Source organism: Nocardioides sp. NPDC006273 (assembly GCF_040613495.1).
Taxonomy (GTDB): Bacteria; Actinomycetota; Actinomycetes; order Propionibacteriales; family Nocardioidaceae; genus Nocardioides.
In genome coordinates, this window is the sequence record NZ_JBEXSD010000045.1 from 36,658 (window position 1) to 48,970 (window position 12,313).

Consider the following 12,313-nt stretch of genomic DNA (forward strand, 5'->3'; position numbering starts at 1 on the left):
GTGACCCTTCCAAGTCAACGACCACGTGAGGCGCACATGAGCGAGCTGACGACGCAGCAGCACACGCACTTCGCCGACTCCTTCGGGCCGGTGTGTCGGGCGTACGGAGAAGATCCGCTGACCACCTACGACTATCGAGGCGTCACCTGCAGCGACTGCCGGCATGCCGCGCCTTACATTAGCGCCCTGCCCGAGCACCTCAAGCCTCGGTCGACGAGGCGGCGCTCCTGGCCGCGCTCGATGCAGGACCGGGTCTAGGTCTAGGAAACCCCGATCTCGGCTCGCTTGTGCTGCGCCGGCGTCCACCTGACCGCCGACCGCGACCGGGCGAGGCCGACGATCCCGGCGACCAGCAGGGCACCGGCGCACACCGCGACCCACGGCGTGGGAGCGGAGGCGCCGAAGGCGACCACGGCCGCGACGTACGAGACGGTGGGGTTGGTGATCGTCATCGCCGCCATCGCCCAGGGCAGCGGCCCGGCGGCGAGGGCGGCCTGGGTGAGCACGATCCCGAGGCTGCAGGTGCACAGCAGCCCGTAGAACGCCGGCAGGGTGAGCATGCCTGGGAGGCCGTCCGCGGCGGCCCGGTCGGCGGTGATCTTCAGCAGCACCGAGGTGGTCGCGAACGAGCACCCGGCAGCGACCGCCGTGGTCGCCGCCGCGACCGGCGGCGGGAACCGATGAGCAGCCAGCAGGAGTACGCAGATCACCACCGCCACGCACCCCGCGAAGAGCGCGACACGGCCGACATCGGCATACGTGCCACCGCGATGTTCGTCGGTGACCAGCAGGACCACGCCGCCGCAGATCGCGGCGCCGCTGAGCCAGTCGGCCGGCGTCGGCCAGTGGCGAGCGGCGAGCGACGCGAAGACGAGGACGAAGAGGAGCTGAGTGGGCATCACCGACTGCACCACCGACACCGAGCCCAGGTGGAGCGCGACCGCCTGCATCCCGAAGCCGCCCGCGTTGATCACCGCCCCGGCGACCCACAGCGGGTTGCGCACCAGCGCCAGCATCAGCCGCTCGACCCCGGAGACCCCGCCGCTGCGCCCGGGCGCGAGCGCGCTGGCGCGCTGCTGGACCGCAGCGGAGAGGGAGAACAGGACGCATGCCGCGAGGGCCAGACCCACGGCCGCGGCATGATCCATGTCTCGACGCTAGACCGCGGAGGGGAAACCCTCCCGGTCGTCACGCGAGCATCGGATGAACCCTGGGAGTCAGCTCTTCACTCCGGCCCCCATGATCTCGCCGAACTCGAGCCCGAGGACCGACGGGTCACCGTCCTTCGGCACCAGCACCGCGACCGTCACCGCCGTGCGGATCGACAGGTTCTTGCCGGCCTGGCCGCGGAACTCGTCGAAGGGAGGGTTCCACTCCCACTCCGTGCCCTGCCCGCCGACGGTGGAGTCGACGGTGTACTCGAGCATCGCGAGCACGCCGTCGGGCGTCCGCACCATGCGGGACCCGGTCCCGTCGAACGGCTCGGCGGTCGTCTTGATCATGTCGACCCCCACCTCCGCCACGTACGCCTTCATCTCGCGGCGTGGGGCGGACAGCTTCTTGAACCCGTCGAGCCCGTCGATCTTCCCGGGCTTCTCGAGATAGGCGCTGATCTCGTCGGCAACGGCCTGGACCTGCTTCGCCTCGGCGGCGGAGACCGGGGCGGCGCCCTCGACCTCGGAGGGGATGGCATTCTCCTTGACCTTGACCTCGCCACGGTGCTTCCACGACGCGAGGGCGTCCTTCTGCTCGTAGACAGCCAGTGTGGCCTTCCGGTCACCGCTGTCGATCTCCACGATCGCCCACATCGGATACTCGGCGAGCTGTGCCGACCACACGCGGCCAGCGACTGCGGTGAAGCTGGACTGGCGCCTTCGCAGATCGACAGCCTTCGCAATGACGGATGCAGTCCGAAGCATGGCGAGCATGGGACCGCTGGCTGCCTGATCCCAGGCCTCGGCCTTCCACTTCCCGGGCCGGTTGACCTCGATCGCCTTGTCGCTGCGGATGTTCCAGTCCGCCATCACCTTGGCGGCCTCGGCCTTACGCAGCGAGACCTTGCTGGCCTCCTCGAGCTCCACGGCCGCGGGCATCGAGCACCCGGCGAGCGCGAACGTCAGTACGCCGATCCCGGCCGCCACGCCCAGGCGGCGGTAGAGCCCGGCCGGCGGTCGCGGCGCGGCCGGGTGGACCGGGCCCGGCCCGGTCATGACCGGACGCGCCGGCTGAACCGGCTGGGCCGGAGGGACGTACGAGACCGGTGGACCAGGCGGCTGCCACTCGTCGGGGCGCACGCGCCTACCGCTCAGCAGCGCGATGACCGCACCGCCCAGCAGCAGCGCACCCAACCCGGCGGCGCCCAGCGCGACCAGGAAGAGTCCCTCGAAGCGGTAACCGAAGGCCAGCTTGATCGGCGCACCGTCGCGGCTGGCGGCCAGGAACGAGACCGGCTCACCCTCGAGCTCGACCTCCAGTTCCTGGGTCCCGGTGCCGGAGACGGACTCGTGCCACCACGGCGCCTGAGAGGCGTCCGGGACCTTCTCCCCCGAGCCCGCGGCGCCGCTGACCCTGGTCAGCGGGGTCTTGGCGATCTCGACGGCGTTGGTGTCCTTGACGACGTCGAGCACGTCGACGGGGTTGCCGACACCGACGTACGTCTCCCCCATTCCCTGCACGCTCACGGCGACCGGAAGCCCGTCGAAGGCGAACGCCTCCGGCGTCGAGTACGCCGCCCCCTGCTCGATCGGGGTCTCCTTGCCCATCATCACGTCGTCCGGCCCGGCCGCGATCGCCAGACCGGAACCGAGCAGGAGCAGGGGCGCGCCGAACACTCCCAGGAGCACCGCGGCGACGATGCCGCCTCGTCTCTTCCGGCGAGGTGGGATCACGGGGGCGTACGTCGCCGGGCTCATCAAGGCCTTCCAGGTGGGGGTCCCGAGAAAGAGGACGCAGCAATGTAGCGCGCATCGTCGCTGGCCGGAAACGATTTCCCAGCGGCTCACCGAGGGCACTCCGCGAGGACGAAAGATGCCAGAACGGACGGGGCGGATCCGCCATGAAACGTTTACGTTTCCTTGGTAACCAAATTGCCGTGTCGGTGTTTCTATCCACCGTTGACTGTCCATAACGTCGTTGCGCGGACGTGGGCGTGTAGAGACGGCTGTTTCGTCTCGACCGGCCGCGACCGCTGAAGTTGTTTCGATTCGAATTGACGACGAAAGGCAAGAAATGAGCAAGAAGACAGGGATGCTGCGACGCGCTGCCGCCGTAGCCGCCTTCTCGGGTGTCGCCTTCGCACTGACGACCGGAGCTGCCACCGCTGCCCCGGCCTCTGCCGACGCCACCACCTCCGTCAGCACCTCTGCCAACGACATCTCGCCCTCGACGCAGAAGGCGTGGGACGACTTCATCGTCGGCGGCTCCTTCCTCGCCGGCGGTCTGGCCCAGATGGTCAGCGGTGCCTGGATCGGTGCCCCGGGCACCCTCATCTCCGGCGCCACCGGCGCCCCGATGACCCCCGAGCAGATGCAGGCCTGGGACAACTGGAACGAGGGCGCGCACAAGGCCGGCATGGGTGCCGCCATGCTCGTCTCGGGTGCCTACATCGGCGCGCCGGGCTACATCTTCGACAAGATCACCGGCGGGGCCACCCCGGGCGACCTTTCGCCCGAGGAGCTCGAGCAGGTCTCCTTCGTGATCCCGCAGGACAACCCCGTGTTCGACGGCGTGCCCACCGAGCAGGTCCCGAACCCGATGGCTCCGCTCGGATCCTTCTGAGCCAACGCCACTGAGGCAACGCGGCAGAGCCGGCAGTTCGAACACACCACGTTCTGACCGGCGCCGTCGCACAGATGGCCCCGGCGTGCACACTCCGTGCACCCCGGGGCCATCAGCATGTTCGGGCCCGGTTCAGCCGTACGCCAGCGGCTCCTCGATCACGTCCATCACCGCTCTGGCGAGCCAGTAGTGGCGCCCGCCGCGGCCCGACCGGCCGGCCGGCTCGACCCACCCGCGTCGCTCGGCGTCCTGGATCAGGTTGCGCGCTCCCTGGTTGGTCAGACCGGTCGCGTCCTGCACCCGCCCGACGGTCAGGTAGGGGTTGGCGAACAGCAGCGTGACCAGCCCGGAGAGGTTGGCGCGTGAAGTGGCGGCCTCCTCGAGATAGCTCTCCCGCAGCGCGACCAGCCGCTCTGACCTGGTCGTGGCGTCCTCGGCCGAGCGTCGCACCGCGGTGAGGAAGAACTGCAGCCACTCCTGCATCTCACCGCGTTCCCGGACGCTCTGCAGCCGTTGATAGTAGGTCTGGCGGTGGGCCTCGATGTAGCCCGAGAGGTAGAGCAGCGGCGTGGTCATCCGCCCCTCCTCCATCAGCATCAGGTTGATCAGCAGCCGTCCGATCCGGCCGTTGCCGTCGAGGAACGGATGGATCGTCTCGAACTGGTAGTGCATCAGTGCGCACCGCACCAGCGTCGGGCTGAGGTCGGGGACGTTGACGTACGCCTCCCAGTCGGCGATCAGCTCCGGCAGGTCGGCCGGGAGGGGCGGGACGTACGCGGCGGTGGTGGGGTTGTCGGTCGGCGACCCGACCCATACCGGGGTCCGCCGGAACTCGCCGGGGTGACGCTCGTGGCCACGGACTCCGGTGAGCAGCGTCTTGTGGAGCTCGAGGACGAGCCGCTGGCTGAGCGGCCAGGTCTTGATGAGCTCGAAGCCCTGGCGGGTCGCGGCGAGGTATGCCTTGACCTCGGCGATGTCCTCGTTTCGCACTGCTGTCGGGGCCGGCCGCCCGCCGGCCTCGGCCTGGAGGACCTCCTTGAGCGTGGTCTGGGTGCCTTCGATCCGCGAGGAGGCGACGGCCTCCTGGGTCAGGTACGGCCCGATCAGCAGCTCGGGGTCGTGGATCAGCGCGCTCACTCCCTGCAGGCGGCCCAGGGCGGCGTCCGCATCCGAAAGCGCTTTCACGGTGAGCGGCTGCAGCGGAAGGTCACGCGGGACGTGAGCCGGCCGGTAGTACCAGTACGCCCACTTGTTGCCCGGCTCCCTGGTCGCGTTGCCGAACTGCGGCGCGGCGTACCTGTCTGGATCCATATTCGGTGAACTTACCAGTTCAAGTGGTCTGGAGTTGGAAGTTTCCGGAGACTTCCAACCGACTCTTGGAAGCAGCCCGCCAACCTCCAACCGTCCCGATGACCCCCGCGACTAGGGTGAACACGTGCAGTTCGGTCAGTATCCCGCCCCGCGCCACACCATCGCCCACCTCTCCGACCCTCACCTCTACGCCGGCGACCGGCGGATCTTCGGCGAGGTGGATCCGGCGCCAGGGCTGGAGCGAGCCCTGGCGCGGCTGCGTGGGATGACGACGCCGCCCCAGGCGATCGTCTTCACCGGTGACCTCGCCGACCTGGGCGAGGAGGGTGCCTACGTACGCCTCCGGGAGCAGGTCGAGCCCTACGCCGACTCCTTCGGCGCCGAGATCATCTGGGTCATGGGCAACCACGACGAGCGCGAGGTCTACTCCCAGGTGCTCTTCGGAGAGGCGTCGGACGCCCCGCAGGACCGGGTCCACGAGGTCGCCGGGCTGCGGATCATCGCTCTCGACAGCACCGTGCCGGGATGGCACCACGGCACCGTCACCGAGCCCCAGCTGGAGTGGCTGGCCGAGGTGCTGGCCACGCCGGCGCCCCACGGGACGCTGCTGGCGATGCACCACCCGCCGATCCCGTTGCCGCTCAACGAGGCCAGCGTGATCATCGAGCTCGACGGCCAGGACCGGCTCGCCGAGGTGCTGGCCGGCACCGACGTACGCGCCGTTCTCGCAGGTCACCTGCACTACTCGACCAGCGCGACCTTCGCCGGCATCCCGGTCTCGGTCGCGTCCGCGAGCTGCTACACCGCTGCCCCTGCGACCACCGACCGCTACTCGGCCTCCGTCGACGGCCACCAGGCGATCTCGCTGGTCCACCTCTACGACGAGGGTGCCGCCGGTGTCCCCGGCGCCCCGGTCGTGCACACCACCGTGCCCATCGGCGAGGCCCCCGAAGTCGCCGGCTTCCCCTCCACGGTCCTGGAGAAGCTAGGCCCGATGACCCAGGCCGAGCGCCGCGACCTCTTCTCCCGCAAGGGCAAGGCCGCTCGCGCCCTGCGGCGTCAGCTTCGAGACTGACCGAAAGTATCTCGATCTCCGACTCGAGGCTGATGTGGACGCACGTCGGCCCACGCCAGGCTGGTCGCCACAGTCAACGACGACAGGAGCAGCCATGTCTCGGACCATCGTCCGCACGGGCACCGCAGCGATCGCCGCGGTGCTCCTTCCTCTGACCGCCGTCCCGGCCGCATCCGCCGATCCCGAGCCGGGCCCCGGGCCGGCGGCGATCTCACCGGACCCGACCGCGCTGACCCGGGAGGCGACCGCGATCGCCGAACGCGCCGCCGCCGAACGCCAGGGGCTCCGGACCCGGTCGGCCACGACACCGACCGCCGCCGATCTCGACCGCGCCGTCGACGCGCTCATCGCCGATGGCGCCAGCGGCGTCACCGCCCGGGTCGAGACACCCGATCTGGAGTGGTCGGGGGCCGGTGGCGTCCGCGAGGTCGGGAAGAAGAAGCCGGTCCGGCCCGGCGACCGCTTCCACGTCGCCAGCAACACCAAGACGTTGATCGCGACCCTGGTGATGCAGGAGGTCGAGCGCGGCAGCTGGACCCTGGACACCCCCGCCAACGACCTGCTCCCCGGCACCTTCCCCGAAGGCGTCACGATCAAGCACCTGCTCAGCCACACCTCCGGTGCCCCGCGCGGCCCCGAGGAGCTGATCTTCGATCGCATCGAGGACCCGACCTCGTGGGAGCAGTCGATCGACGCCCTCGGGCAGTACTACTCCGAGGCCGAGCACCTCGCCGTCATGCGCCACACCGGCTGGCTCTTCGAGCCCGGCACCGACTTCTCCTACTCCAACTACGGCTACGTCGCTCTCGGCGTCATGCTCGAGAAGGAGACCGGGGAGAGGGTCGAGGACCTCGTACGCCACCGGGTGCTGAAGCCCGCGGGCATGCGCCAGAGCGCGTATCCGACCGATGCCCGCAACCGCGGGCCGTTCCTCGAGGACGCCGCTTACTGCGAGGGCGAGTGGCGGCCGATGACCGACCTGCACCCGAGCGTCTTCCACGCCGCGGGAGCGGCCACGAGCACGACCGAGGACCTCGCCGACCTCAACGAGTCGCTCCTGACCGGGAGCCTGGTCAGCCCGGGAACCGTCGAGAAGATGCTGCCCCCGATCGCGGGCAGTGCCGACCCGACGTACGGACTGGGCATCTACGCTGTGCCGGACCCGTGCACCCCTGGCGAGAACCTCTACGGCCACGACGGCGCCCACTTCGGGGCTCAGTCGATCAGCTGGGGCTCACCCGACGGCACCCGCCAGATCACGCTCGGCTGGACCGGCCGCGACCTCTCCGGTGCCACCGAGCCGCCCTACGACCTCGCCCTGCTGCTGGAGCCGATGCTGCTCGCGACCTGCTGAGCCGCGCGCTGCGCCGTCGCCCGGTCAGGGTCGCAGGATGCGACGCTCGATGGCCGTGGCGACGGCGCCGGCGCGGGTGTCCACGCCGAGCTTGGTGTAGATGTGGGAGAGGTGCGACTTGACCGTCGCCTCGCTGACCAGGAGCTCGCGGGCCATCTCCTTGTTGCCGAGCCCGCGGGCGAGAAGCCGCAGGATCTCGACCTCGCGCGGGCTCACCTTCGGCGTCGGCGAGGCGGCCCGTTGGAGCAGGCGGTTGGCGACCGAGGGAGCAAGCACGGTCTCTCCGCGAGCGGTGCCGCGGATCGCCCGGAACAGCTCCTCGGGCGGAGCATCCTTCAGCAGGTAGCCGGACGCGCCGGCGTCGACGGCCTCGAGGACATCGGCCTCGGTGTCGTACGTCGTCAGCACGAGCACGTGCGGTGGGGACGGCAGCTCGCGGACCAGCCGGGTGGTCTCGGCGCCGCCCGGCCCGTCGCCGAGGCTGAGGTCCATCAGCAAGACGTCCGGCTGCGTCTCGCCGACGACGGCGACAGCCTGGGCCGAGTCGGCCGCCTCGCCGACGACGTCCAGGTCGTCCTGGGCATCGACCAGAGCACGTACGCCGGCCCGGACGACCGGATGGTCGTCGACCAGCACCACCCGGATGCGTTGTTCAGCCACGAGGTTCCTCTCGCTGGTTGGATGTCGACGGCCCGGCCGCGAACGAGACCGCGACGACCGTTCCCTCGCCCGGGGCGCTCTCGATGACCAGGTCTCCGCCCAGCAGGCGGGCGCGAGCCCTCATCCCCGCGAGCCCACGACCGCGCAGGCCCTCTGCCTCGTCCTTCAGATCGGCCGGGTCGAAGCCGGTCCCGTCGTCGCGTACGTCGAGCGCGACCGCGCCCTCGTAGAAGGTGAGGGACACGACGGCCGTGGTCGCACCGGCGTGCTCGGCGACGTTGGCCAGGGCCCCGCGCAGGGTGCGTACGACGGCGGTCGCCACGCGTCCGCCGACCTCGTGCGGGTCGCCGTGGACGTGGACCGGGACCGTGAGCCCGGCGGTGGCGGCGACGTCTTCGGCGACCTGGCGAACGGCGGTGACCAGGGCCGATCCGCCGGTCAGCTCCGCGGGCGCGAGGTCGCGGACCACGCGCCGCGCCTCGTCGAGCGAGGATCGCGCCATGGCGGCCGCTTGGTCGACGCGGCCGCGGGCGTCCGCAGGACGGGACTCCCACTCCTGGTCGGCCGCCAGGAGCAGCAGGTTGATGCTGGTCAGCCCCTGGGCGACGCTGTCGTGGATCTCGCGGCTCAGGCGGGCGCGCTCGGCCACGACGCCGGCTCGGCGCTCGGCGTCGGCGACCTCGTCCTGGGCCGCCTCGAGCTCGTTGAGGAGCGCCCGCCGCGTCGCCGCGTCGCGCTCCAGGGCGCGGTAGGCGGTCACCGCGAGCACCGCGACGCACACCGGGCCCAGGAGCACGGTCGGATCGGCCAGACCGGTCATCCGGCTCCAAGCGACTGCCACGACCGCGACGAGGAACACCGTGGCGGCCACCGCCCAACGGAAGGGCAGGACCCGCAGCGCCAGGAAGACCAGCGGCACCGCCGCCCACGAGAACGACGGCGCGATCAGCGCCAGCACCGTCCAGCAGGCGACCACTGCGGCCAGCCAGACGACTGCGGCCGTGCCGGTGAGACGGCGGCCCGCGGCGTACGCGACCAGGAGGAGGGCGGCACCGGGCAGGACGACCTCGGCCTGGTCGCCGAAACCGTGGCCCTGCAGGTAGCGGACCACCGAGGCGACGACGAGCACCACCAGCGAGATGTGGAGCCAACGGTCCAAGAGCGCCTGGCCCGCGAGGATCCCGCCGACGACGGGCGTCGGCTCTGGCCCTGGAGTCGGCCCTGGAGTTCGCGCGGCATCGGTGGACATGGTTGCTCCAGGCTAGGCGGCGATGAGGCCGGCCGGCATCATCCGATCGGCTATCCGGGTGTCGCCGTACGGCTATCCAGACGTCGCCGGTCACCCGATGCCCCGACCCCTCTCCGGCGGCGATGGTTGGTGCATCAGCTCGAACCACTTGAGGAGAACCATCATGCGTACGTCCCGGATCGCCGCCCTCGCCGGACTTGCTGGCATCGCCGTCTCGGCCACCATGTCCTTCACCGCCCTCGGCACGGGCACCGCGGCCAGCGCCGCGGAGGGCAACGGTCGCCCGGCGAGCTACCTGCTCGAGGGCGACGCGTCGGCCCAGGGTGGCTCCAAGTTCGAGGGCATCGGCGTGGACAAGGAGACCGGCGCGTTCTACGTCAGCGAGGTCACCGGCGGCGAGATCCAGCGTGGCTCCGCCGACAGCGTCCGGGCCGAGGAGTGGCTGGGCGGCGACGGCACCGACGGTCGCTACACCGCGCGCGGCATCACCGTCGACGACGAGGGCCGCATCTACATCGCCGGTGGCCCGAACGGCACCGGCAACGACCGCCCGGACCTGTGGGTCTACAGCCCCGAGGGCGAGCTGCTCGCCGCGCTGCGCGTCCCAGACGACAACGCGTTCCTGAACGACGTCGCGATCGGTCCTGACGGGGCTGCGTACTTCACCAACTCCAACGACCCCACGATCATCCGCGTCGCCGAGGGTCCCGAGACGACCGGAGCGAGGTCGAGCGGCGAGCTTGCTCGTCCGCTCGTGCCGAGCGAGGGAGTAACCGCGCGAAGCGCGGACGGCTGGCAGGCCAGAGAGTGGGCCGACGGCAGCTCGCTGATCACCCCGCAGGAGGGCTTCAACCTCGGTGGCATCGTGCTCAGCCAGGACCGCTCCGCGTTCGTGGTCGCCCAGGGCACCACCGGTCAGCTGTGGCGCTTCTCGATGGCCACCGGCGAGGTCAGCGAGATCGACACCGACGGCGCTGACCTGCGCAACGCCGACGGATTGGTTCGCCAGGGCCGCGACCTCGCCGTGATCCGCAACTTCGACAAGCAGCTCGTGCACCTCGAGCTGACCCCGTCCGCCACCTCCGCGGAGCACGTCTCCTCCCGTGCGACCGACCCCGATCGCGTCCTCACCACCGGCAAGCTGCTCGACGGTCGGATGCTGCTCGTCGACAGCCACTTCGACGAGCAGACCGCGCAGGGGCCGTACGAGATCGTCACCGCCCGGATGCCGCGATGACCGTGCCCACGTCGCTGCGGCCGCCCCGGTGGCCGATGGTTGCCGCGGCGCTGGCCGTGCTTCTGGCAGGCTGCGCCGCGGCGCCGTCGGAGACCGCCCAGTCGTCTCCGTCGCCATCGAGCTCTCCGTCGAGCTCTGCGTCCGACGACCCGAAGGCCGCGAGGACCACCCCCGACCCCGAGGAGCTGAAGCGGATGAACGAGCAGCTGATCAAGGCCGCCTGGGACAACGACGTGGCCCGTGCCCGTGACCTGATCCGGGCCGGCGCGAACGTCAACCACGCCGACGACACCCAGCAGAGCGCTTACCTCATCGCGGCGAGCGAGGGCTATGTCGACCTGCTCGACCTGACCCTCCGCAACGGTGCGGAGATCAACGCCAAGGACTCCTACGACGGCACCGCGCTGATCCGCGCCGCCGAGCGCGGCCACGCCGACGTCGTGGGCCGGCTGGTGCAGGCCGGCATCGACCTGGATCACGTCAACAACCTCGGCTGGACCGCGCTGCACGAGGCGGTCGTCCTGGGCGATGACGGCCCGGACGCGGCCGACACCGTGCGGGTGCTCGTCGCGGCCGGCGTCGACCTGTCGGTCAAGGCCGGCCGGGACGGGAAGACCGCCCTCGAGCACGCCGAGGAGCGCGGGTTCGACGCGATCGTGTCGACGCTGCGTACGGCCTCGGCTGAGTCCGCCGGTGGCGATCAGCAGTTCCTGCGGGCGGCGGCCTCAGGCGACGCGGACGCGGCTGCGGCTGCGCTCCGCGGCGGCGCCGACCTGGAGGCCCGAGACAGCAACCGGCGTACGCCGCTCCTGCTCGCCGTCACCGACGACCACCTCGTGACCGCCCGTCTGCTCGTGCACCTGGGGGCCGATCCGGACGCCCTCGACGGACAGCACGACACTCCCTGGCTGGTCACCGGCGTCACCGGGAGCGTCCCGATGGCTGAGCTGCTGCTCAGCGTCGGCCCGGACCTGACCGTGCGCAACCGCTACGGCGGCATCTCCATCATCCCGGCCAGCGAGCGCGGGCACGCGGAGTACGTGGAGCGGGTCGCGCAGACCGCCATCGACATCGACCATGTCAACGACCTCGGCTGGACCGCCCTGCTCGAGGCCGTGATCCTGGGCAAGGGGTCCGACCGCTGGCAGCGCATCGTCCGCAGCCTGCTCGAGCACGGCGCCGACCCGAGCATCGCCGACCGCGACGGCGTCACCCCGCTCGAGCACGCCCGCAACCGCGGCTTCACCGAGATCGCCCACATCCTCGAACAGCACAGTGTCGAGCAGGGCCGCGGCTGACCTGCCGCGTGGCCCGAAGGCGAGGCCCTGACAGGCGGTGCCCTGACCAGTTCCCCCGCTGGTCGGGGCATCGATGGCGTATTGGCCCCACCCGTGCTGGAACCCGACACGCGACCAACGGACACACATCCAGCCAACCCATACGCAAGCGGCCAGCGAGCAGCCGACGCCACGTCGACAACGCACTGCGGATCGAGTCGGCGCCTAGATGATTGATGCGCGGTCTGACCGGCCGCTTCGCACTCGGCATCCGCGCTCGCGGCGTTGCCGCCCCTCGAAAGACACCCGGTATTCCTTCGAGGCGAGGTCTGAACGAAGTGGCCTTTGCGAGCGCGGCGCCGAGCGCGAATCG

The 12,313-nt window shown here is 70.8% G+C and carries 11 protein-coding genes; 6 read left to right on the forward strand and 5 right to left on the reverse strand.

From position 1 onward, the window contains the following. Positions 1 to 36 precede the first annotated feature (36 nt). Complete coding sequence (locus ABZZ22_RS18845) at positions 37 to 258, forward strand: hypothetical protein (protein ID WP_354934103.1); 222 nt, start codon at positions 37 to 39, stop codon at positions 256 to 258. 2 nt (positions 259 to 260) lie between these two features. On the opposite strand, the gene ABZZ22_RS18850 is transcribed toward ABZZ22_RS18845, so the two are convergent. Together ABZZ22_RS18850 and ABZZ22_RS18855 are read right to left on the reverse strand one after the other, a co-directional pair. Then, a complete protein-coding gene (locus ABZZ22_RS18850; RefSeq protein WP_354934106.1) occupies positions 261 to 1,148 on the reverse strand; it encodes a DMT family transporter in 888 nt (295 codons plus the stop codon). 69 nt (positions 1,149 to 1,217) lie between these two features. Then, complete coding sequence (locus ABZZ22_RS18855) at positions 1,218 to 2,912, reverse strand: hypothetical protein (protein ID WP_354934109.1); 1,695 nt, start codon at positions 2,910 to 2,912, stop codon at positions 1,218 to 1,220. A 316-nt stretch (positions 2,913 to 3,228) separates the two neighbouring features. Between ABZZ22_RS18855 and ABZZ22_RS18860 the strand changes: the two genes are divergently transcribed. Next, positions 3,229 to 3,777 (forward strand): type III effector, encoded by a 549-nt coding sequence (locus tag ABZZ22_RS18860; RefSeq protein ID WP_354934112.1) that lies wholly within the window; start codon positions 3,229 to 3,231, stop codon positions 3,775 to 3,777. A 132-nt stretch (positions 3,778 to 3,909) separates the two neighbouring features. Here ABZZ22_RS18860 and ABZZ22_RS18865 read toward each other — a convergent pair whose 3' ends face one another. Beyond that, a complete protein-coding gene (locus ABZZ22_RS18865) occupies positions 3,910 to 5,088 on the reverse strand; it encodes a Fic family protein (RefSeq protein WP_354934115.1) in 1,179 nt (392 codons plus the stop codon). Positions 5,089 to 5,212: 124 nt separating this feature from the next. Between ABZZ22_RS18865 and ABZZ22_RS18870 the strand changes: the two genes are divergently transcribed. Next, the gene (locus ABZZ22_RS18870) at positions 5,213 to 6,163 is read left to right on the forward strand and encodes a metallophosphoesterase (protein ID WP_354934118.1); all 951 of its coding nucleotides are present in this window, start codon (positions 5,213 to 5,215) and stop codon (positions 6,161 to 6,163) included. Between the two features lie 94 nt (positions 6,164 to 6,257). Further along, a complete protein-coding gene (locus tag ABZZ22_RS18875; RefSeq protein ID WP_354934121.1) occupies positions 6,258 to 7,517 on the forward strand; it encodes a serine hydrolase domain-containing protein in 1,260 nt (419 codons plus the stop codon). A 24-nt stretch (positions 7,518 to 7,541) separates the two neighbouring features. On the opposite strand, the gene ABZZ22_RS18880 is transcribed toward ABZZ22_RS18875, so the two are convergent. Together ABZZ22_RS18880 and ABZZ22_RS18885 are read right to left on the reverse strand one after the other, a co-directional pair. After that, on the reverse strand, positions 7,542 to 8,177 hold the full coding sequence (locus tag ABZZ22_RS18880; RefSeq protein ID WP_354934124.1) for a response regulator transcription factor: 636 nt from the start codon (positions 8,175 to 8,177) through the stop codon (positions 7,542 to 7,544). Beyond that, positions 8,170 to 9,426, reverse strand: a complete 1,257-nt coding sequence (locus ABZZ22_RS18885; RefSeq protein WP_354934127.1) for a sensor histidine kinase — start codon at positions 9,424 to 9,426, stop codon at positions 8,170 to 8,172. The genes ABZZ22_RS18880 and ABZZ22_RS18885 overlap by 8 nt, the downstream gene beginning before the upstream one ends. 163 nt (positions 9,427 to 9,589) lie before the next feature. Here ABZZ22_RS18885 and ABZZ22_RS18890 point away from each other — a divergent pair, with 163 nt between their 5' ends. After that, positions 9,590 to 10,663, forward strand: coding sequence for a gluconolaconase (locus ABZZ22_RS18890; RefSeq protein WP_354934130.1), 1,074 nt, complete (start codon positions 9,590 to 9,592; stop codon positions 10,661 to 10,663). Continuing rightward, positions 10,660 to 11,961 (forward strand): ankyrin repeat domain-containing protein, encoded by a 1,302-nt coding sequence (locus tag ABZZ22_RS18895; protein WP_354934133.1) that lies wholly within the window; start codon positions 10,660 to 10,662, stop codon positions 11,959 to 11,961. Before ABZZ22_RS18890 ends, ABZZ22_RS18895 begins: the two co-directional genes overlap by 4 nt. Positions 11,962 to 12,313: the final 352 nt, after the last annotated feature.